Source organism: Rhizobium sp. 57MFTsu3.2, from assembly GCF_012932765.1.
GTDB classification, from domain to species: Bacteria; Pseudomonadota; Alphaproteobacteria; order Rhizobiales; family Rhizobiaceae; genus Rhizobium; species Rhizobium altiplani.
In genome coordinates this window covers 14,505-35,078 of record NZ_JDWI01000034.1, presented here as the reverse complement: position 1 = coordinate 35,078, position 20,574 = coordinate 14,505, and the positions used below count along the sequence as shown (strand labels likewise).

Here is a 20,574-nt window from a genome sequence, read left to right as displayed (position 1 = left end):
CGAGAATCCGTTATGTGCGGCCTTTGCTGCCTCATAGCAGCAAGACAAAGGCAGGACAAAGATCAAAAATGGATCAGGCGGATTCTCTGCTCATCGCCGCATAGGCCTCGCGGACGTGATCCCGGCCGTCGACAATCACGGCCTCCATCGCTTTTCGAGCGCCATCGATGTCGCCGGCAACGATCGCCTCCACGATGCGCATATGCGTGTCCGCAATATCTGAGAAGCCGTTCTGCGAGGGGGGCGTACTGATACGAAACATCCCAACCAACGCAGCTTCGATCAAGCTCCCTAGTGTTCGCATGAACGGGTTGTGAGAGGCATCGGCTATGGCGAGGTGGAAATGCAGATCGGCCAAGGCGAGGCTTTCGCTGGTATGACCCGGGGCTGCCATCTCCGTCGCTAGCGCGCGCAGATTTTCAATATCCTCCTTGCTCGCCCGCTCCGCTACGAGACCCGCGGCAAATGGCTCGAAGGCCATCCGAATGTCGTAAAGCTGCAACAGGAATTCTTCCGTCACGCCACAGTCGAAATGCCAAGCTATGATCTCGCTGTCGAACATGTTCCAGAAGTTTTTCTTCGTCACGCGTGTTCCGACACGGGCCTTGGCGATGATCATGCCTTTTGCGGCAAGCGTCTTCATCGTTTCCCGAAGGACCGTCCGCGAGACCTTGAAGTGTTGCGCGAGTTCGGCATCGCCCGGCAGAATGCTTCCGACAGGATAGGTTCCGGCAACAATCGCCCTGCCAAGGCCATCCACGACCTGGGCGTGGCTCGTTCGCGATTTGCGCGCTGTTCTTCCGGTCTCAAGCAATCTGTTACGCAACGAATACCTCCCCGTTCAGGCATACCTCTTATTCATACTGGAAAGGAAGAGAATAACCTTCTGCATTAGAATAAATGCAAAAAGCAATAGGCCGATCAAGATCTTCGTCCACCAGCTCGACAGCGTCCCGTCGAAGGTGATGTAGGTCTGAATGAGGCCTTGTATCAGGATACCGATGAAGGTACCCGCTACGAATCCCGCCCCTCCGGTCAACAGCGTCCCCCCAATGACAACTGCTGCGATCGCATCCAGCTCAACGCCGACTGCTGCCAGAGAATAACCGGCTGACGTATAGAGCGAAAAAACGATTCCGGATAGGCCAGCAAGAAAACCGGATAATGCGTAGATCTGTATCGTGGTGCGGCCCACGGCGACGCCCATGAGTTGCGCTGTTTGCGAACCGCCGCCTAGTGCGTAGACATTGGTCCCGAAGCGGGTGCGGTGCGCCAGGAATATGCCGCCGACAAAGACCAGAAGCATGATGCCGCCGATCAGCGTCAAACGCCCCCCACCTGGCAGCTTGTAATAGAGGCTCGTCAACGTGGTGTAATAGTCGTGATTGATCGGAATGCTGTCGATCGACAGAACGAAAGCCATGCCACGCGCAAGAAACATGCCTGCGAGCGTCACGATAAAGGCCGGCATTTCCAGATAGTGAATGATAGCACCCATTACGGCGCCGAACACGGTCGTGATGATCAGGACCAATGCGAACGCGACGAGCGGATGGATGGTCGTGTTCTGGAGGACGACTGCCAGGAACACACCGGTAAACGCAATGACAGAGCCAATCGACAGGTCGATGCCGCCGGAGATAATGACAAAGGTCATGCCGACTGCTGCAATCCCGAGAAAGGCGTTGTCGGTCAAAAGATTGCCGATTACGCGGGTCGACAGAATATTGGGATACTGCAGCGTGCAGATCGCATAAGAGAGAACGAAGATCACGACCGTTGCCAGAAGCGGCAGATATTTCGAGTTCATTGAACCTGCCCTTCCGTGACGCGGCTCGATCGCCGGCTCAGGACCACGGCGGCCGATTGGACCGCAGGCGACTGAATGACGAGGATCACGATGACGATCACCGCCTTGATGATCAGGTTGAACTCAGGCGGGAAGCCCGAGAGAAGAATGCCAGTATTGACCGCCTGAATGATCATTGCACCGATCAGAGAACCCAGAATGCTGAAACGCCCTCCAAGCAACGAGTTGCCTCCGACCACGACCGCCAGGATCGCGTCGAGTTCAAGCCAGAGACCGGCATTGTTCGCATCTGCGCCCTTGATATCGGCTGCGACAATGATCCCGGCAATCGAGGCGCAAAGGCCGCTCAACATATAAACGGCCATCAGCAGCACAGGCGTGCGCACACCCGACAACGTGCTTGCACGTCGATTGATACCGGTTGCTTCAATCAGCATGCCAAGCGCTGTGCGTCTCACGAGGAGGATCACCAGGGCCCCCACGACCAGCCAGATGATAACGGGCATGGGTAGGAAAGCAAATGCGCCGCTGCCGAGTGCGATCAGCCCTTCATCGTTGAAGGTCATGATTACACCCTCGGTGACGAGCTGCGCGATCCCGCGTCCAGCGACCATCAGCACAAGCGTGGCGATGATCGGCTGGATGTTGAGCAACGCGACCAGGAATCCGTTCCATACACCGCAAAGCAGTCCGACGCCGATCGTTACCAGCAGCGTCGAAGCAAGCGAATGGCCGGACACGATGGATGATGCGGCAACCGCGCCGCAGATCGCGATCACGGCACCGACCGAGAGGTCAATCCCCTTCGTAGCGATCACGAGGGTCATGCCGATTGCCAACAAAGCGACCGGCGCGCCGCGGTTCAGTACGTCGATCAGGCTGCCGTAAAGCCGGCCATTCTGAATAACAACATTAAAAAACTGAGGGAACATAATGAAATTCAATAGGAGAATGACCGCAAGCGCGATAATTTGCGGCGCAAGCCGGGTCAACAAGGCATTGAGTGACGACTTCATGCGTCCTCCGTCTCTTTCTGGGCTGCGGCGATTGCGTCGACGATGCGCGCGGTGCTGACATTGTCACCTGTCAGCTCAGCGACATGTTCGCGGTCACGAAGCACCAAAATACGTGAGCTATAGGCGATAAGCTCTTCCAATTCCGAAGAAATCACGATCAGCGACATGCCATTCGCGCACAGTTCTTCGATCAAGCGGATGATCTCGGCATGCGCTCCGACGTCGATGCCGCGGGTCGGCTCGTCGAGAATGAGAAAGTCGGGATTGGTGGCCAACCAGCGTGCAAGGATCGCTTTCTGCTGATTGCCGCCTGACAGCAGACGGATGGGCTTTTCCCTGTCCGTCGTACGGATGTCGAGTGCGCTGATGTAGCGGTCGGCCAAGGCGTTCTGATCGGCGCGAGAAATCGGTCGGGCCCAGCCTCTACGCGCCTGCAGCGCCAACGCAATGTTCTCGCGAATGGACAGGTCGCCGATGATCCCGTCCGTCTTACGATCCTCCGGACAAAAGCCGAAGCCGTTGCGGATCGCAGCACGCGGGTTCGACAGACTAACCTGCCTACCGTCGACCTTAGCGGTTCCGCTGTCGGCATGCTCGATCCCGAACAGCAATTCGGCGGTCTCCGTGCGTCCCGACCCGAGCAAGCCGGCAACGCCCACCACCTCGCCGACACGGACCTCGAGATCGAACGGCTTCACCTTGCCGCGCTTGCCATAACCCTCGAAGCTGTATTTCACGGGACCGGCAGCAACGGAGTGCGCCCGGGCGGTGGCCTCGGCCTTTGCCAGTTCACGGCCGAGCATCATTGAAATCAGGCTCTGGCGAGACAGCTCGGATGTCTCACGGGTGCCGACGAGCTTGCCGTTTCGAAGGACCGTGATGCGGTCACTGACCTCGTAAACCTGTTCGAGAAAATGTGTAATGAAGACAATTCCAAGGCCGCGGTCTTTCAAGTCACGCATGATGCGAAAGAGCATCGCGACTTCTTGCGTGTCGAGGCTTGCGGTTGGCTCGTCGAGGATGAGAACTTTGCCGGATAAATCGACAGCCCGCGCGATCGCCACGACCTGCTGCACGGCGACCGAAAACCGATCGAGTTGCGCGGTCACATCGATGTCCATCCCATACTGATCAAGCAGCAACCGTGCCTGTCGGTTCATCGCACGCACATCGATCATGCCGAAACGCTTCGGCTGGCGGCCAAGATAGAGGTTCTCAGCGACGCTCAGATTGGAGAGGAGATTGACCTCCTGATACACAGTCCCGATGCCCAGTTTCTGAGCCGCGAGCGTATCGGACGGACTGATTTCAGCGCCGTCGAGAACGAGCCGGCCTTGGTCGCGGTGGTAGGCACCGGTGATGCATTTGATCAGCGTCGACTTTCCTGCGCCGTTTTCGCCGAGAAGCGCATGCACCTCGCCCTTACGCAGCGAGAAGTCGACCTTATCGAGCGCAATGGCACCCGGGAAGAATTTCGAAATACCGGAAGCGGCTAGAACGGTCTCAAAATCGTGAATCATGAGTGCGGCTTTTCCTGATACAGGCCTTGCGGTGCCGCGGCATTGAAGGACATGAGGTCCTGATTGGCAGGCGGCAGTTCCGCACCGGTCCATGATGGACCGGTGCGGTTCGAGCGTCAAAAATCAGTAGCCGAGGTTCTTCTTCGACTCGTAGACCTTCGTCGGGTCGTCAGCCGGCGTGTAGAGCTTGGATTCCGTCTGGATCCACTTCGCCGGAGCCTTCTTGTCCTTCAGGTATGCGTCGAGGACGTCGAATGCGGGACCAGCCATGTTCGGCGTGAGTTCCACGGTCGCATTTGCTTCGCCGGCTGCCATGGCCTTGAAGATATCTGGCACGGCGTCGATCGAGACGACCAGAATGTCCTTGCCCGGCTTCAGACCGGCTTCCTTGATCGCCTGGATGCCGCCCACGGCCATGTCGTCGTTGTGAGCGTAGAGGGCGCAGATATCCTTGCCGCCGTTTTCGGCCTTCAGGAAGCTTTCCATGACTTCCTTGCCCTTGGTGCGGGTGAAGTCACCGGTCTGGCTGCGAGCGATCTTGAAGTTTGCCTTGCCGGCGATGGCTTCTTCGAAGCCCTTCTTACGAGCGATGGCGGGGGAAGAGCCGGTCGTTCCCTGGAGTTCGACGATCTTGCAAGCCTTGTCGCCGACGGTCTTTACCAGCCAGTCGCCGGCAACCTTGCCCTCATGAACCTGATCCGAAGTGACAGCGGTCAGGTAGAGGTCTTCAGGCGCCTTGATCGTCCGGTCGAGCAGTATTACGGGGATTTCAGCTTCCTTTGCTTCCTTCAGAACAGCGTCCCAGCCGGTCTCGACGACGGGCGCCAGGAAGATAGCGTTGACGCCCTGGGCGATGAAGGAGCGGATCGCCTTGATCTGGTTTTCCTGCTTCTGCTGAGCGTCAGCAAATTTCAGGTCAACGCCACGCTTCTTGGCTTCTTCCTTCGTGACGGTGGTTTCAGCAGCGCGCCAACCCGATTCAGAACCGATCTGCGAAAAGCCGACGACCAGTTCCGCAGCCGATGCAGAACCGAACATGCAGGCAGCCAGAATCGTAGCACTCAAGAGTGCAGTCTTCAATTTCATTATATCCTCCCAAAGCCGCCTCCACGCGGCACACCGAGAAAAAATCATATAGTATTACTTTTGTAAATGCACTTTCTGGTATGCGGTGCAAATAAAAAAAGGCGCTCAAAACGAGCGCCTTTTCGCACGTGCTAATTGCCTGACGAAATCACTTCGGCAGCTTGTCGTCGACGCCTTCGACGTAGAAGTTCATGCCGAGCAGCGTGCCGTCGTCAGCCTTTTCGCCAGCCTTCAGCCACGGGGTGCCGTCCTGCTTGTTGATCGGGCCGGTGAAGGGGTGAAGCTCGCCCGACTTGATCTTGGCTTCGGTATCCTGAGCCATCTTCTTCACGTCGTCAGGCATGTTGGTGTAGTCGGCCATCTTGAGGATGCCGTCTTTCAGGCCGTCCCAGCTCTGCTCGGACTTCCAGGTGCCGTCGAGCAGCGCGTGAACGCGCTTGGAGTAGTAGTTACCCCAGGTGTCGACGATCGCCGTCAGCTGAGCCTTCGGGCCGGCTGCGATCATGTCGGAGGCTTGGCCGAACGCATGAATGCCGCGTTCCTCGGCAACCTGCATCGGAGCGGTGGTATCCGTGTGCTGCGTCAGCACGTCGACGCCCTGGTCGACCATGGCCTTTGCTGCATCGGCTTCCTTGCCCGGGTCGAACCAGGTGTTCACCCAGATGACCTTCAGCTTGAAGTCCGGATCGATGGAGCGGGCACCCTGTTCGAAGGCGTTGATGCCCATGACCACTTCCGGGATCGGGAATGAGGCGATGTAAGCAGCACCGTGGTTCTTCGACGTCTTGGCTGCGATCTGGCCGAGGATGTAGCGCCCTTCGTAGAAGCGCGAGTTATAGGTCGCGAGGTTCGGGCCGGACTTGTAGCCGGTGCCGTGTTCGAACTTCACGTTCGGGAACTTGGCGGCGACCTTCACGGTGGCATCCATGAAGCCGAAGGACGTCGTGAAGATCAGCTTGCAGCCCGAACGCGCCAGACGCTCGATCGCACGCTCGGCGTCGGGGCCTTCCGGTACGTTTTCGAGGTAGGGCGTGTCGATCTTATCGCCGAATTCCTTCTGGATCTGCTGGCGACCGAGATCGTGAGCCTGGGAATAACCACCGTCCGTGTGTGACCCAACGTAGACGAAGCAGACCTTGGTCTTGTCAGCGGCCTGCGCGGACGAACCGACGCTCAGGACCGCGGCAGCTGATGCGGCAAATGCAAATGCGAGTTTTTTCATGATAACCCCTGTTAGTTTGTAATTTCCGGAAGCGCGTCTCATTCTTCTGTTTAGCGCTCCGGCACGAACGGTTTTCCCAGCGACGCAGGCGTGTTGATCAACGTCGTACGGCGATTATGAGAAATGATGACAAGGACCACAATAGTGGCAGCATAAGGGAGCATCGACAGAAATTGGGCCGGAATTCCAACGCCAAAAGCCTGTGCATGAAGCTGCAGGATCGTGACCGCGCCGAAGAGGTAGCCACCCGCAAAAACCCGCCATGGACGCCAGGATGCGAAGACGACGAGGGCGAGTGTGATCCAGCCACGGCCGGAAGACATGTTCTCCACCCATTGCGGCGTATAAACGAGGGAAAGCTGCGCTCCGGCGAGCCCCGCGCAGGCACCACCGAACATCACGGCGAGGTAGCGCGTGCGGATGACCCTGATGCCGAGAGCGTGCGCTGAACCGTGACTGTCGCCGATCGCGCGCAGCTTCAGGCCGGTGCGGCTGCGGAACAGGAACCAGCTCACGCCGAAGAGCAAAGCCAGCGACAGGTAGAATGTCAGATCCTGCCTGAACAGGACGGATCCGATGAGCGGAATGTCGGAGAGGTAGGGAATGACGATCGGCGCGAGGCGAACGCCCGGTACGCCAACATAGCCCTCACCCAGCATTCCCGACACCCCAAGGCCGAGGATCGTCAACGCCAGGCCAGTCGCCACCTGGTTTGCGACCAGCGTGAGGGTAAGGAAACCGAACAGCAGTGAAAACAGTGCGCCGGCGACAATGCCGCCCAGCAGCCCGATATAGGGAGACCCCGAAATCTGAGCGCTGGCGAAGGCAGCGACGGCCCCCATGATCATCATGCCCTCGACGCCGAGGTTTAGAACACCGGATCGTTCGGCGACGAGTTCGCCCAAGGCTGCAATAACGAGAGGTGTGGACGCTGTGATGACGGTCAGCAGAATAGCTTCGAAGATGCTCACGCGACGCCTCCCCGGACCCGCAACCAGACGATACGGATCTTGTAGTAGATGAGCGTGTCGCAGGAGAGCACGAAGAAGAGCAGCAAGCCCTGGAAGACGCGGGTGACCTTGTCGGATACGCCGAGCGAAAGCTGCGCCGCCTCGCCGCCGAGGTAAGTCAGCGCGAGCACAAGGCCGGATGCGATGATGCCGAGTGGGTTCAGGCGTCCGAGAAACGCGACAATGATCGCCGTGAAGCCGTAGCCTGGAGAAATCGCAGGCTGCAGGTGTCCGATCGATCCCGATACTTCGGAGATGCCGGCAAGTCCTGCAAGTGCCCCCGAGAACAGAAAGCTGAACCAGATCATCTTCTTGGACGAAAAGCCGGCGAAGCGCCCTGCCCGCTCGGACTGGCCGAGCACCACGATCTCGAATCCTCTCAGCGTGTATTTCAGCATGAACCAGACGAGAAGCGCTGCAACAATCGCGAACACGAATGCCCAATGGGCGCGGCCGGACTCTTCCCAGATCGCCGGCAGTGTGGCTTCGGGTGGAAACGGCACGCTTTCGGGAAAGTTGAAGCCTTGCGGATTGCGCCAGGCGCCGCGGATCAGCCAATCCAGAAACAGCTGCGCAATATAGACAAGCATTAGGCTCGTCAGGATTTCGTTGGTATTGAAATGCGCCTTCAGCAGCGCTGGAATGGCCGCAAACAACGCACCGCCGATCGCACCCATGACAAGCATCAAGGGCAGCACGAGAGGCGAATGCCATTCTGTAAATACGATCGGCAGGATCGAGCCAGTAATCGCGCCGATCGTAAATTGACCCTCGGCGCCGATATTCCAGTTATTGGAACGATAGCAGACCGCCAACCCGACGCCGATCATGATCAGGGGCGCTGCCTTAACGGCAAGCTCATGCAGCGACCAGACTTCCAGCAAGGGTTCGAGGAAGAAGGCATCCAGCGCTTCGACGGGGTTCTTGCCCAAAATGGCGAACATGATCCCGCCGGCAATCAGCGTCAGCACCAATGCCAGTAACGGTGAGACGAAACCATAGAGCTTCGACGCTTGCGGCCGCTTCTCGAGCTCAATGCGCATTGGCCGTCTCCGACGCGGTCTTGCCTTCGTGCAGGCCGCCCATCAGAAGGCCAATCTTCTCTCGAGACAGTTCTCCCGCCGGGAAGGGTTGCGAAAGTCGCCCCTCAGAAATCACGGCAATCTCCGTTGCGACTTCAAATATTTCGTCAAGATCCTGGCTGATGACGACGACTGCCGAGCCGTTGCGCGCCAGATCGACGAGGGCCTGACGAATGCGACTCGCGGCTCCCGCGTCGACGCCCCACGTCGGCTGATTAACAACGAGAACCGCCGGTTGTCGGTCGAGTTCACGCCCAACGATGAACTTTTGCAGGTTTCCGCCAGAAAGCGATCCTGCCGCAGGGTCCTCTCCGCTCTTGCGCACGTCCATCGCGTCGGCAATCCGCTTTGTCGCGGTCTTGACGGCACCGCGACGGATCACCTTGAGAAAAGAACCACCGAGGAAGCCCCTGCGGTCGGATTGGCTTCGCGCCAGCACAAGGTTGTCGGAAAGCTTCATGGCTGAGACGGCCGCATGGCCATGGCGTTCTTCCGGCACGAACCCGGCGCCAAGCAGACGCCGTGCCGTGATACCCTGGGTGCCCACCGCCTTCTTGCGGATGGTGATCGCATCCGGCGAGCTCACGGGATACTCTCCAGAGAGCGCATCGAAAAGTTCGCCCTGGCCGTTGCCGGCGACACCCGCAATCGCCAGGATCTCGCCCGACCGAACCGTCAGGGATACGTCCTTGAGGGGCATGGCAAAGGGCGTGCGGGCGGAGACGGAAAGATTGCTGACGGAAAGCTGCACGTCGCCCTTGTTGCCACGATCGGGATGAGTGACGGTTGCGACGTCGCTGCCAACCATCATGCGGGCAAGCGAGGCAGGCGTTTCCTGGCGTGGATCACAGGCGCCGGTGACGCTTCCGTTGCGCAACACGGTCGCCCGGTCGCAGATGCGCTGAACCTCCTCGAGCCGATGACTGATGTAGAGGACCGATTTGCCCTCCGCCTTCAGCTTGAAGAGTGTTTCGAAAAGCTTGTCGGCCTCCTGCGGCGTCAGCACCGAAGTCGGCTCATCGAGGATAATGAGTTTGGGGTTTTGCAGCAGCGCACGCACGATCTCGATGCGCTGGCGTTCGCCGACGGAAAGATCGGCGACGTGGGCATGAGGGTCGAGCGGCAATCCATAGGCGCGCGAGAGCGCCCTTGCTTCTTCCGCAATCCTGCCGATCGGAATGCTGTCATCAAGGGAAAGCGCGATGTTTTCAGCAACCGTCAACGCCTCGAAGAGCGAGAAGTGTTGAAAGACCATGCCGATGCCGAGCTTGCGGGCATCACCCGGCGAACCGATCGAAACCGGCTGGCCCTCCCACAGGATATGGCCCTCGGTCGGTTCGAGTACGCCGAACAGCATCTTGACGAGCGTCGATTTGCCGGCGCCGTTTTCACCAAGGAGAGCATGGATTTCGCCGTGGGCGATATCGAGGTCGATGTGGTTGCAGGCAGCAAAGCTGCCGAAGAGTTTCGTCAGTTGCTGGACAGACAATAACGCGCCGGAACCCGGCACATCAGATAACGACACGTTCCCCTCATTTCTCTCTGCCGACCCTGCCCATTCGGGTCATTATGGGATCAGCAGCGTAGTTCCGGTAGTTCTTCTGGACTCCAGATCCATGTGAGCCCGTCCGACTTCACGCAATGGATAGGTTTGGTTGATATTGATACGCACTTTGTTGCTCAAAACAACATCAAATAACGCGTTTGCACAATTGGTTAGCTCTTCGCGTGTTGCGATGTAGGCGAAAAGCGTGGGCCGTGTTGCAAAGAGCGATCCCTTCTGCGCGAGCATGGCAAGGGTGAAGTTCTCGATCGGTCCTGAGGATTGGCCGAACGAGACGAACATGCCGAACCGTCGCAGGCAGTCGAGCGATTGCGGAAACGTGTCGCGGCCAATCGAGTCGTAGGCGATGTGGACCCCTGCCCCACCGGTGATCTCGCGCACGCGCTCTACAAAATTCTCGGTGTTATAGTTGATAACGTAGTCGTAGCCATGCTCGAGTGCCAAATGCACCTTGCTATCTGACCCCGCGGTGCCGATCACCGTTGCCCCGAGCGCCTTGGCCCATTGGCCTGCGATGAGGCCGACGCCACCGGCGGCGGCGTGAAACAGGATCGTCGTATCCGGGCCAACCTTGTATGTCCGGTTGAGCAGGTATTCCGCAGTCATTCCCTTCAACATCATCGAGGCTGCAGTTTCCAGGGGAATTCCATCCGGCACCTTGACGAGGTGCTTGGTCTCGACGTTCCGCTCGACGCTGTATGCGCCATCCGCACCGGCATAGGCGACCCGATCGCCAATTTTGAAATCCTCTACATCAGGCCCGACAGCGATGACAGTGCCAGCCGCTTCCTTGCCCGTCACGAAAGGCGTATGCGGCGCCTTGTAGAGACCTGTCCGGAAGTAGACGTCTATGAAGTTAAGGCCGATGGCTGCATGCTTGATCTGCACTTCGCCTGCGCCGGGCGGCGGCAGGTCGATATCGACATATTCAAGAACCTCGGGTCCACCGGTCCTGCTGAATGAGACCGCCTGCGTCTTTGCCATCGTCTTCTCCTAGGCTCTACGTCCAAGCGCCGGGAAGAACTGCAGCACGGCGCCGACGCAGTAGAGGTAGATACCGCTAAGGATAAAGAGGACAAGCGCCCACTGCGGGATCACGAAATGCGTCAGAAGCGCATACATTCCGAGCGCCGACCATAGGAAGAAAACACCGAGGTTGAGCGGACGCAGGCGCTGGACGCGGACAGGATGGAGAAAATTGATCGGCAGGAAGGTCAGGATGACGGAAACGATGACGACGACAAGTGCTGTGATCGCGCTGGCATCGATGACGAAAAGCGTAAAGACGATCATGTTCCAGACTACTGGGAAGCCGGAGAAGAAGTACTCGTCCGTCTTCATTCCGGTATCCGCGTAGTAGATTGCACTCGATACGACGATCATGCCTGCCGCCACGAAGGACCATGGTTCGCCGATCATGCCACTCTGGTAGAGGGCAAAGGCCGGCAATAGAACGTAGGTGACATAGTCAATGATATTGTCGAGCGTATCGCCCGACCAGTTTGGCAGCACCTCCTTGACGCTCACCTTGCGGGCAATCGGTCCGTCGATACCGTCAACTAGAAGCGCAAGGCCGAGCCACCAGAACATGTCGATGAACCGGTGCTCGGCAGCAGCGACCACGCCGAGGAACGCGAGAAAAGATCCGGATGCCGTCAGAATATGGACGGAAAATGCGCGCATCTCCGCGTAAGGTACGCGCTTGTAATTGAAAATCTTCATGTTTCCCCGAGCAGCCTATGGCGTCCGCGCATGGCAGACGCGGTTTTTGGCTTAATATGCATCCTTTGCTTCGCTTCGCCAGCGCAAAAGCGACGAAGCGACGCAAGGGGCAGGAATCCTGACGATGACACGCATATTTCGTGCAAGTCGCATGAGAAAGAATGGATTACCTTTAATCCCGACACTATTTGTAATATCTCGCTGGCATCGATAACATTGTGCGATGAATACGGGATCCGATACCGAAATGAACGCCCCTGCAAAAACCGAAGACTTCGCCTCCCCGATTCCGGCCGGAGTCTATGCCGAAACCGTGCTTAGCGTGACGCATTATACGGACCGCTTGTTCCGGTTCACGATGACGCGCCCGCAGGGTTTCCGTTTCCGGTCCGGCGAATTCGCGATGATCGGGCTGATGGTCGAAGGCAAGCCGATTTTCCGCGCCTATTCGATCGCAAGCCCCGCTTGGGCGGAGGAGCTGGAGTTTTTCTCGATCAAGGTCCCGGATGGTCCGCTGACCTCGCATCTGCAGGCGATCAAGCCAGGCGACCAGGTTCTGATGCGCAAGAAGCCGACGGGCACGCTGGTGCTTGACGCGCTGACGCCCGGCCGTCGTCTCTATATGTTTTCGACCGGCACCGGTATCGCCCCCTTCGCGAGCCTGATCCGCGATCCAGAAACCTACGAGAAGTACGAGGAAGTCATCCTCACGCACACGACCCGCGACGTAGCGGAACTGAAGTACGGCTTCGATCTCGTCGAGGAAATCAAGAACGACGAACTTCTGCAGGAGATAGTCGGCGACAAGCTGCGCCACTACGCGACGGTCACCCGCGAAGACTTCGCCTATCGCGGCCGCATCACGGATTTGATCTCGGCGGGCAAGCTTTTCACCGATCTCGGCGTTCCGCCGCTCGATCCATCAATCGATCGCGGTATGATCTGCGGGTCCTCGGCGATGCTGAAAGATACCAAGGAACTGCTGGAAAAGGCTGGCCTCAACGAGGGCGCAAACAGCAAGCCGGCGGAGTTCGTTATCGAGCGGGCATTCGTCGGCTAAATCAGCCAAGATAGAAGCGTTCACGGCCCCGAAATGGGGCCGTTTTCAATTGTGGCCACTGAGATACTCGATGAGGGCGCCCATCGTCCGGTTGGCGTCCTGGGATCTGCCCTGCTGAATGGCCCGTATGACCTCGACGTGCAGAGAGATGGATTGATCCATCCTGTCGGGACTGCTGGATGCAGACCAGAGCCGACGGGAATGGGTCTGAACCGGTCCGAGCGCCGATGTTATGAAACTGTTCGGGCAGGCTTCTTCCAGGATTTCGTCAAAGGTCTTGTCCGCGGCGAAGAATGCTGCCAAGTCGCCGGTCGTGGCGGACATTTCCATCGTCTGGGCACATTCACCCAGTTCCCTGCGCTGCTCTGATGTCGCAAAGTCGGCTGCCAGGGCGGCAGCGATCGGCTCGAGCTCGCGGCGAACCTGCATGACGTTCTCATGGTCCGTCGGCTTGATTTCGGCCACCTGCAGCCCGACACGCGGCTTCACCACGATGAGCCCTTGCCACGCCAGCTTCTGGATCGCTTCGCGCACCGGCGTGCGTCCGTGACCGGCAAGGTCGATCAGATGCTTCTCGGTAACCAAGGCGCCCGGCTGCAACGTCAGCGTCACGATCGCATGTTCCAGGGTGAGATAGGCACGGTGGCTGAGTGAGTTCTGCATCCGCGTATTCGGCTCCAGAAAGTGTATGCGTGTTGCGAAGCGACTGTAACGTTAATGATATATCAGCGTTCTTTCGAACGGCAAGCCGCGGGAGCGCCTGGATCTTCCGGCGATGCGTCTTCTCAATCACGGTGAAATGGCAAATGGCCTTGCAGCGAGTGGTGACGCAAGAGCGCTGGCCAGCGCCGAGCGCCTAACCCTATGAGGCATGCAGAGCAGCGGCCCGGCCGAAACCAGGCGCCTCCGCTCACTCGTGCCTCAACGCGTCGATCGGGTTGAGCTGCGCCGCACTGCGAGCGGGGAAGTAACCGAAGACCATCCCTATCGCGGCGGAGAACGCGAACGCCACAGCGATCATCGTGGGGCTGACCACGAACGGCACCTTCAGCACGGTCACTGCTCCATAACCAAGGCTGACCCCCAGCAAAATCCCTGCGATCCCACCAAACACGGAGAGTGCCACCGCCTCGACAAGGAACTGCAGCAGCACCTGGTTTTCCAGTGCGCCGATCGCCAGGCGTATGCCGATCTCGCGGGTGCGCTCGGTCACTGACACCAGCATGATGTTCATGATCCCGATCCCGCCGACAAGCAGGCTGATCGCGGCGACCGCTCCGAGCAAGCTGGTCAACAGTGTCGTGGTACCGGTCATTGCGTCAGCAATCTGCGTCATGTCATTGACGCTGAAGTCATCGTCACGTCCCGGTACGATCTTGCGCCGCTCCCGAAGCAGGTTTTCGGTTTCGGTCTGAACTTTCGATGTCGACACCCCGTCGCGCGCCGAGATCACGATCATCTGGACATTGGCGTTCGCTTTGCCGCCGACCCGGCGTTGATAGACCTTAACGGGCATGACGACGACATCGTCCTGATCGTTGCCCATGCCGGACTGGCCGCGCTTGGCAAGGACGCCGATGATGCTGCACGAAACCTTGCCGACGCGAATCTGCTGTCCCGTGGGATCGGCGGCGCCGAAGAGTTGCGAGCGTACCGTTTCTCCGAGGATGCAGCGCGGGCGTCCGCGTTCTTCCGCCGCGTCAAAGGTGCGGCCGATCGCCATGTCCCAGTCCTGCGCGATGAAGTAGTCGTTGTTCGTCCCCATCACGGTCGTCGAGTGGCTCTGCCCGCCGTAGATGACGGTCGCGGTCGTCTGATTGAGCGGCGCCGCGGCGCGCAGGCCATTGACCTGATCGCGAATGGCGTCGACGTCCTTGATCGTGAAGCGGCGTGCTTCCGAGCTTGGGCGACCAGGACCGAACTGACCCGGGCGCGCAAACAGCATGTTGGTGCCGAGCCGTGAAAGCTCGGCCGAAACCTGGGCGGTCGTACCGTTGCCGATCGTCACCAACGCGATGACGGCCGCCACCCCGATGACCACGCCGAGCACCGTGAGGAAGGAACGAAGCATGTTCCGGCTGATCGCACGCAGCGCAAGTTTCAGCGTCTCAAAGAACATGATCCGCCCTCCCGCGATGCTCGACCTCGGTCTCGAGCTTGCCGTCTATGAAACGCAGCAGGCGCTGAGCGTAGGCAGCAATATCGGGCTCGTGCGTGACCATGACGATCGTGATGCCCTGTTCGCGGTTCAGTCGCGTCATCAGGTCCATGATCTCGACGCTGGTCTTCGTGTCCAGATTGCCGGTTGGCTCATCCGCGAGAAGCAGCGAGGGCTCGGTCACGATCGCCCGGGCAATCGCGACACGTTGCTGCTGGCCGCCGGACAGTTCCTGCGTCTTGTGATGCTCACGCCCGGAAAGCCCCACAAGCCCGAGCGCCTCCTTGGCCTTGCGGTGGCGCTCGCTTGCATGCATGCCGCGATAGATCAGCGGCAACTCGACATTCTCCAACGCCGAGGTGCGCGGCAGCAGGTTGAACCCCTGGAATACGAAGCCGAGCATATGACGGCGCAGCAATGTCAGTTGGCTGCGGTCGAAGCCCTGTGTTGAGACGCCTTGGAAAATGTAGTCGCCGTCGGTGGGCACATCGAGACAACCAAGAATGTTCATGGCCGTCGACTTGCCCGAGCCGGAAGGTCCCATGATGGCGACGAATTCGTGTTCGCGGATCGACAGATCCACCCGGTCGAGGGCGCGGATGGCCGCCTCTCCCTGACCATAGATCTTCGAGACCTGCTTGAATTCGATAAGTGCCGGGCTCTGCATCGTGAGCCTCGCCTACTTCGCCTGCGTAGCGTCGGTAATCACCGCATCGCTTTCCTTCAGGTCACCGGAAACGATCTGAGTGAATTGCCCGTCGGAAGACCCCACCTGGATGATCACTGGTGCCGGCTTGCCTGCTTTCAGCAGCCATACGCGCCGCTTTGCTCCGGTCAGGGCTTCGCCTTGGTTGCCGCTCCGTGGCCCCATGCGCGGTGGTCGGAGCAGGCCGAAGATGCCGCGGCCGCGGGGAGACTCTGCAGCCGGGGGGGCATAGCGAAGGGCCGAATTTGGGATCATCAGGGTATTCTCGACTGCCTCAACGGTGACATCAGCCGTCGCGGTCATGCCAGGACGCAGCAACAGGTCAGCATTGTCGACCGACAGGATCGCCTTGTAGGTCACAACGTTGTTCGTGGTCTCGGATGCAAATCGAATCTGCTTGATCTCGGCCGGAAAGGTCCGGTTGGGATAGGCATCAACCGTGAACGTCGCCTTCTGGCCGACGGCAATCTGACCGACATCGGCCTCGTCGACATCGACCTGCAGTTCCATCTTCCGCAGATCGCCGGCGATGACGAACAGCACCGGCGCGGACAAGGACGCTGCGACCGTTGCGCCGGGATCGACCGAACGCGTGAGAATCACACCGTTGATCGGCGAGACGATCTTCGCCTTGGCGAGGTTGACTTCGGCCAGCCGCAGATCGGCCTCCGCAGAGAGGACGGCAGCGACGTTGATGTCCTTTGCGGCAACCGCGGAATCGAACTTGTAGCGCGCATCTTCGAGGCTCTGCTGCGTAGAAACGTTGCTCTGAACGAGGTTGCGGGCTCGCTGGAACGAGCTCTGGGCCGACTCGAGGTCGGCGGTCGCCTTCACGACATTCGCTTTGGCCGAATCGAGTTTCGCCCGCGAACTCTTGACGTCCGCCTCAAGCTTGTTCGTATCGAGAGCGGCAAGAACCTCGCCGGCCTTGACCTCGCTGTTATAGTCGACGTTCACTTCGCGAACCGTTCCCGACAGCTCGCTTGATATATCCACTTGCTCTGTCGGCTGCACGGATCCGGTTGCCGTAACCAGCACGGTCAGGTCGCCGCGTTTGATAGGTTGAGTGGCGTAGCTGTATTGGTTGCCTTCTTGCCGCGCATAGAAATAGGCCACCCCGCCGGCCGCAAGAATCAGCAGAAGCAATACCAATAGGCGACCACGCCAACGGCCCTTCGACTGTTTGCGTGAAGCCGCAAGGACGGTCGCCAGGTCGGCGCTCGCCTTGGTCGGCTTGGTTTCGTGCATAGTCTTGACGTCGTTCATTCCGGCCTCGATCAACATGCTGCCAACGCAGCCGCCAGCAAGATGATCATGTCGAAGCTGAACGGCAGATTAGCATCGGCCCGGATTGGCACGAAATGACGGTCGAATGAAATGAAATCTTGGTAATGAAAGTTCAGTTTCCGTAGGCTGAAATGGGACCGAGAGGATTCGCTTTGTATTGGCCGTCGCTCTTAAGCTGGCCTTCGACCTCTTCGATCTGCAGCCGCTGAAACTGCAGAACCGTCGTGGAGAGCTGCAGCCCCTCGCCGGACTGACCGAGTGATGGCCACACCGCAACGGCGACAAAAGCGAATCAACTCGATTTGCTGCAGTCCTTATGCGTTTGATAGAACCATCAATGAACCGGTAGACGCCGCTTGGCGGCCATGAGCAGATCGAGTTCCGTGGCCGATGGCCCGAACTTCTCATAGAGCCGCTTTGCCTCGGTTTCCTCTAGTCTATACTTCCTGGCAAACTCACCGAGGCTGTAAGGTCGCCCGCGCAACACTTTTCGGGTGGTCGTTGTGGGTGTGGTCACACTGGTCATCGCAGTCTCCTTGTCTGTACAAGAAGCTAGCTAGAGCGTCATGTGACTTTGTGAAGGTATCGACCAGCCTCGGAAAGGATTGATTCGATTAAATCTTTTTCGGTGGAACCTTCTGATCCGTCGCGCATTTATATGCTGAGATTGTGAGCCGAGCCAAGCGGACTCGGCGGCGCGAAAGTATACCCGGATTTTTCCGCTTTCTCCGGGTCGTCAACACTATATTCGAACTTTCGTCCGCCCGGTTCATGACCTCGTTTCCCCCAACTTTTACAAAGCGCCTTCGGGCGCTTTTCTTTTTGGCCGTTTCCAGGGGGCCGCCTTTTCAGGCCCAGTCGCAAGAAATGTGCCTAATGCACAGGGAACGGTGATTTTTTGGTTGACCGCAATGGGGCACCTGCATATGTTCCGCGCACTTCCAGCCGGACGCACCGCTCGGCTTCAGGGAGAGCGTAGCTCAGCCGGTAGAGCAACTGACTTTTAATCAGTAGGTCTCGGGTTCGAACCCCGACGCTCTCACCATGAAATCAAAGACTTAGTATAGTTTGGGACGGCGACTGCCTTGCGTCCTCGCACCACGTTCGTGTCTAATAGCTGCACGGGCGGCCGTTACTAGGTCTGAACCCATCTGCACAGGCTGGATTTACAGAGCGATCGCGTAGATAGGCCGATGACGACCCGATTGATGAGGTCTGATCAGGGTTTGTGGTGCAGGCTGAGGTGATTGTGGAAAGGCCGATCAGCGCCACGGCCGCCAGAAATGTGAGAAATATGTGCGTCCGCGCTCCTCCGGGAGGGCCATTGCTCACCGCCGCGCGCGCAATCTAGCGTGTCATCGCAAGCCCGGGCGAGAATTACGGCGCCCTTTGCCAGGCACAGTTCACGAATCCGCTACCGCCGGCGAGTTCCAGATCCTCTGGGGCATCGCTATGCGGCGTGAGGCACGATGAAGCGAAACTCACCTGATTTTATCCGACAGGTCGCAGATTTTCGTCCTGTAGGTAGTGGGTTGAACTCCACTCCGTGATGTCATCACTCTACTGGCGTGCTGAAACGCTATTCACTACCCCGGTGCCGCGATGCCTGGATGTGCGGAGATCTTTCCTGCGGGCAAATGCTGCTGCCTTGCCCGCAGATCCGGTGTCCTCGTCCTCGCCCCATTAGCAATGTGACGCCTATCAATGCGACGTCGCCTTCCTGCTGGCCAACAACAGAATGTAGTCATCCGCTGCATCCGCTATTGCCATCGCCACTTCCGCCGGCGCCCACCCCTTTAGTTGCGCATCGCGGATGATCTGATGGAGCGCGGGTTCAACATCGGCGCGGCAATCGAGCAGGCGTTGATCATGAGTAGTGTCATTACGAACCGATTGAAGATTAATCATAGCTAGAACCCCTCTCATGTGAGGAAGCTACCATGACATAGATTGCAGGTTGAGCAAGCAAATGCTTAAGGAAACGCGCGATTTCGTTGAGAATGAGCTTTTTCGATGACACAAGGGGGGTCGGCAAAGCGATTCACGGTATAATCAGCCATCTGAAACCATCACGGAAGTGTGATGGATTTTGCGGGCGCCATCCGACGAGAGAGCTCCGGACTCGTCTTCCGGAACAAAACTGATCGCATATTGGTATTATTCCTACGCGACTGATATACCGGAAAGTACGACGATTGGTATGCATTTCCGACGTTGTCGTCAAAACGTGATGACCCCGTGATATGGTGTTTTGTTCGCGACTTGCCAGCTGATGAATTTGTGCCTGCCTGGCGGAACCATTCAGCATCTCTCAAGGCGCACTCGACACCACGTCGAGTGTTTTGCAAAAGGACGTCCAGTGGTTGTGGCTGGGTTAAGGGGGGCCGTCGAAGATTGTTCGGAAAGTGTGTTTGAAGGGATGTGAGGTCGATCGCACGGACTTTGCCGCCGTTGTCCTCGTTTTAGGGCGAACACATTTGCGTTGCGCAACCAAACGGATCGCCTATCTTTTCTCTCGGGGGAATTGAGTCTGACTGCCGGCATTGGACATTTGCGCAGCCTTTGCGTTTGACCTGCCTTACGCTGCCAAAAGCATACCTCTTCTGCCATGCACTGCCCCGGCCGTTACAGAGGCCTCAATTTCCGCCTCGAGCGTTGACTTCGTAGTTTCTCTGGAAGGAAAATCATATGGAAGACGCAGGCGTAGGTTGGGTAGCAGCTATCATTATCGGCGGCATTGCCGGGTGGCTGGCGGAAAAGTTCATGAACAGCAACATGGGCCTGTTGATGAACATCATTCTTGGCATTGTGGGCGCGATCGTTGCGAACGCCATCCTCTCTGGGCTGGGCATCGCGCTTGCCGGCTGGCTCGGGTATTTGATTGCTGGCTTCGTCGGCGCGTGCCTGCTCATTGCCGTTGGGCGAGTCATTCGTCGCTAGTTAAAAACCAAAAGCCGGGCGCCAACACGCCCGGCCCTTGCCTGGTCAAACGCCGTTCGATCTATCGACGGCTCATCAATCCGAAAAGGTAAGCGACGCCGGCTGTCACGGCGAGCGCGAAGATAGGTTCCTCCCTTACCTTGTCGCGCAGCCGCTCCGTCATGACCGATGCCTCGTCGGCGACGGCGGTCTTGGCGCCGTGTCCAAGCGCCACAACGCTTTCGGACAGGCGTGCAAGGTCTTCGCGCAATGCGGCGACCTGTGCGGAAAGATCGTCTGCCGCGATCTCCGCCTTCACACGCGCGGTTGCGGACTGGGCGGAGGCGGTTTTCATATCGGCCATGGTCTGCTCCTCTTTTTCCGGATGCTCTTCAACGAATTAGTGCTGGGA

At 58.4% G+C, this 20,574-nt stretch carries 21 protein-coding genes and 1 tRNA gene; 3 read left to right on the top strand and 19 right to left on the bottom strand.

Going from position 1 to position 20,574, the window contains the following annotated elements; translation table 11 throughout:
- Nucleotides 1–73: 73 nt before the first annotated feature.
- The 11 genes from AF71_RS26645 to pcsA all read right to left on the bottom strand — a co-directional run bounded on the left by AF71_RS26645 (nt 74) and on the right by pcsA (nt 12,032).
- Nucleotides 74–826 carry a FadR/GntR family transcriptional regulator gene (locus tag AF71_RS26645; RefSeq protein ID WP_025660978.1) on the bottom strand — a complete coding sequence of 251 codons (753 nt, stop codon included), beginning with the start codon at nt 824–826 and terminating at the stop codon, nt 74–76.
- A gap of 15 nt (nt 827–841) precedes the next feature.
- Entirely contained in the window at nt 842–1,810 is a 969-nt protein-coding gene (gene yjfF, locus AF71_RS26640) for a galactofuranose ABC transporter, permease protein YjfF (protein ID WP_018855021.1), read from the bottom strand.
- The gene (locus tag AF71_RS26635; protein WP_113470413.1) at nt 1,807–2,826 is read right to left on the bottom strand and encodes an ABC transporter permease; all 1,020 of its coding nucleotides are present in this window, start codon (nt 2,824–2,826) and stop codon (nt 1,807–1,809) included. The genes yjfF and AF71_RS26635 overlap by 4 nt, the downstream gene beginning before the upstream one ends.
- Nucleotides 2,823–4,346 (bottom strand): galactofuranose ABC transporter, ATP-binding protein YtfR, encoded by a 1,524-nt coding sequence (gene ytfR, locus AF71_RS26630; RefSeq protein ID WP_169683837.1) that lies wholly within the window; start codon nt 4,344–4,346, stop codon nt 2,823–2,825. Before ytfR ends, AF71_RS26635 begins: the two co-directional genes overlap by 4 nt.
- A gap of 123 nt (nt 4,347–4,469) precedes the next feature.
- Nucleotides 4,470–5,432 carry a galactofuranose ABC transporter, galactofuranose-binding protein YtfQ gene (ytfQ, locus tag AF71_RS26625; protein ID WP_018855018.1) on the bottom strand — a complete coding sequence of 321 codons (963 nt, stop codon included), beginning with the start codon at nt 5,430–5,432 and terminating at the stop codon, nt 4,470–4,472.
- 148 nt (nt 5,433–5,580) lie between these two features.
- A complete protein-coding gene (locus tag AF71_RS26620) occupies nt 5,581–6,654 on the bottom strand; it encodes a BMP family ABC transporter substrate-binding protein (RefSeq protein WP_018855017.1) in 1,074 nt (357 codons plus the stop codon).
- Nucleotides 6,655–6,704: 50 nt separating this feature from the next.
- Complete coding sequence (locus AF71_RS26615) at nt 6,705–7,625, bottom strand: ABC transporter permease (protein WP_018855016.1); 921 nt, start codon at nt 7,623–7,625, stop codon at nt 6,705–6,707.
- Entirely contained in the window at nt 7,622–8,707 is a 1,086-nt protein-coding gene (locus AF71_RS26610; protein WP_025660975.1) for an ABC transporter permease, read from the bottom strand. Before AF71_RS26610 ends, AF71_RS26615 begins: the two co-directional genes overlap by 4 nt.
- Nucleotides 8,697–10,271, bottom strand: a complete 1,575-nt coding sequence (locus AF71_RS26605; protein WP_026371498.1) for an ABC transporter ATP-binding protein — start codon at nt 10,269–10,271, stop codon at nt 8,697–8,699. The genes AF71_RS26610 and AF71_RS26605 overlap by 11 nt, the downstream gene beginning before the upstream one ends.
- 42 nt (nt 10,272–10,313) lie before the next feature.
- Nucleotides 10,314–11,294, bottom strand: a complete 981-nt coding sequence (locus tag AF71_RS26600) for a quinone oxidoreductase (RefSeq protein ID WP_169683836.1) — start codon at nt 11,292–11,294, stop codon at nt 10,314–10,316.
- A 9-nt stretch (nt 11,295–11,303) separates the two neighbouring features.
- Nucleotides 11,304–12,032: a phosphatidylcholine synthase gene (pcsA, locus tag AF71_RS26595; protein WP_018855012.1), complete on the bottom strand. Its 729-nt coding sequence runs from the start codon at nt 12,030–12,032 to the stop codon at nt 11,304–11,306.
- A 247-nt stretch (nt 12,033–12,279) separates the two neighbouring features.
- On the opposite strand from pcsA, the gene AF71_RS26590 reads away from it, so the two are divergent.
- On the top strand, nt 12,280–13,092 hold the full coding sequence (locus AF71_RS26590; RefSeq protein WP_025660972.1) for a ferredoxin--NADP reductase: 813 nt from the start codon (nt 12,280–12,282) through the stop codon (nt 13,090–13,092).
- 45 nt (nt 13,093–13,137) lie between these two features.
- On the opposite strand, the gene AF71_RS26585 is transcribed toward AF71_RS26590, so the two are convergent.
- From AF71_RS26585 to AF71_RS26565, 5 genes are all read right to left on the bottom strand, one after another.
- Nucleotides 13,138–13,755, bottom strand: a complete 618-nt coding sequence (locus tag AF71_RS26585; RefSeq protein ID WP_169683835.1) for a GntR family transcriptional regulator — start codon at nt 13,753–13,755, stop codon at nt 13,138–13,140.
- A gap of 247 nt (nt 13,756–14,002) precedes the next feature.
- Nucleotides 14,003–15,211 carry an ABC transporter permease gene (locus AF71_RS26580; protein ID WP_018855009.1) on the bottom strand — a complete coding sequence of 403 codons (1,209 nt, stop codon included), beginning with the start codon at nt 15,209–15,211 and terminating at the stop codon, nt 14,003–14,005.
- Nucleotides 15,201–15,917 (bottom strand): ABC transporter ATP-binding protein, encoded by a 717-nt coding sequence (locus tag AF71_RS26575; protein WP_018855008.1) that lies wholly within the window; start codon nt 15,915–15,917, stop codon nt 15,201–15,203. The genes AF71_RS26580 and AF71_RS26575 overlap by 11 nt, the downstream gene beginning before the upstream one ends.
- A 12-nt stretch (nt 15,918–15,929) precedes the next feature.
- A complete protein-coding gene (locus AF71_RS26570) occupies nt 15,930–17,222 on the bottom strand; it encodes an efflux RND transporter periplasmic adaptor subunit (protein WP_025660969.1) in 1,293 nt (430 codons plus the stop codon).
- Nucleotides 17,223–17,577: 355 nt separating this feature from the next.
- Complete coding sequence (locus AF71_RS26565; RefSeq protein ID WP_018855005.1) at nt 17,578–17,769, bottom strand: hypothetical protein; 192 nt, start codon at nt 17,767–17,769, stop codon at nt 17,578–17,580.
- Between the two features lie 443 nt (nt 17,770–18,212).
- Between AF71_RS26565 and AF71_RS26560 the strand changes: the two genes are divergently transcribed.
- Nucleotides 18,213–18,288, top strand: a tRNA-Lys gene (locus AF71_RS26560).
- 65 nt (nt 18,289–18,353) lie between these two features.
- Here AF71_RS26560 and AF71_RS32310 read toward each other — a convergent pair.
- Entirely contained in the window at nt 18,354–18,539 is a 186-nt protein-coding gene (locus AF71_RS32310; RefSeq protein ID WP_169683850.1) for a hypothetical protein, read from the bottom strand.
- A 405-nt stretch (nt 18,540–18,944) separates the two neighbouring features.
- Nucleotides 18,945–19,151: a hypothetical protein gene (locus AF71_RS26550; RefSeq protein ID WP_018855004.1), complete on the bottom strand. Its 207-nt coding sequence runs from the start codon at nt 19,149–19,151 to the stop codon at nt 18,945–18,947.
- A 780-nt stretch (nt 19,152–19,931) separates the two neighbouring features.
- Here AF71_RS26550 and AF71_RS26545 point away from each other — a divergent pair.
- Entirely contained in the window at nt 19,932–20,183 is a 252-nt protein-coding gene (locus AF71_RS26545; RefSeq protein WP_025660968.1) for a GlsB/YeaQ/YmgE family stress response membrane protein, read from the top strand.
- Between the two features lie 61 nt (nt 20,184–20,244).
- Here the strand turns inward: AF71_RS26545 and AF71_RS26540 are convergent, their stop codons facing one another.
- Nucleotides 20,245–20,526: a hypothetical protein gene (locus AF71_RS26540; RefSeq protein WP_007793703.1), complete on the bottom strand. Its 282-nt coding sequence runs from the start codon at nt 20,524–20,526 to the stop codon at nt 20,245–20,247.
- Nucleotides 20,527–20,574: the final 48 nt, after the last annotated feature.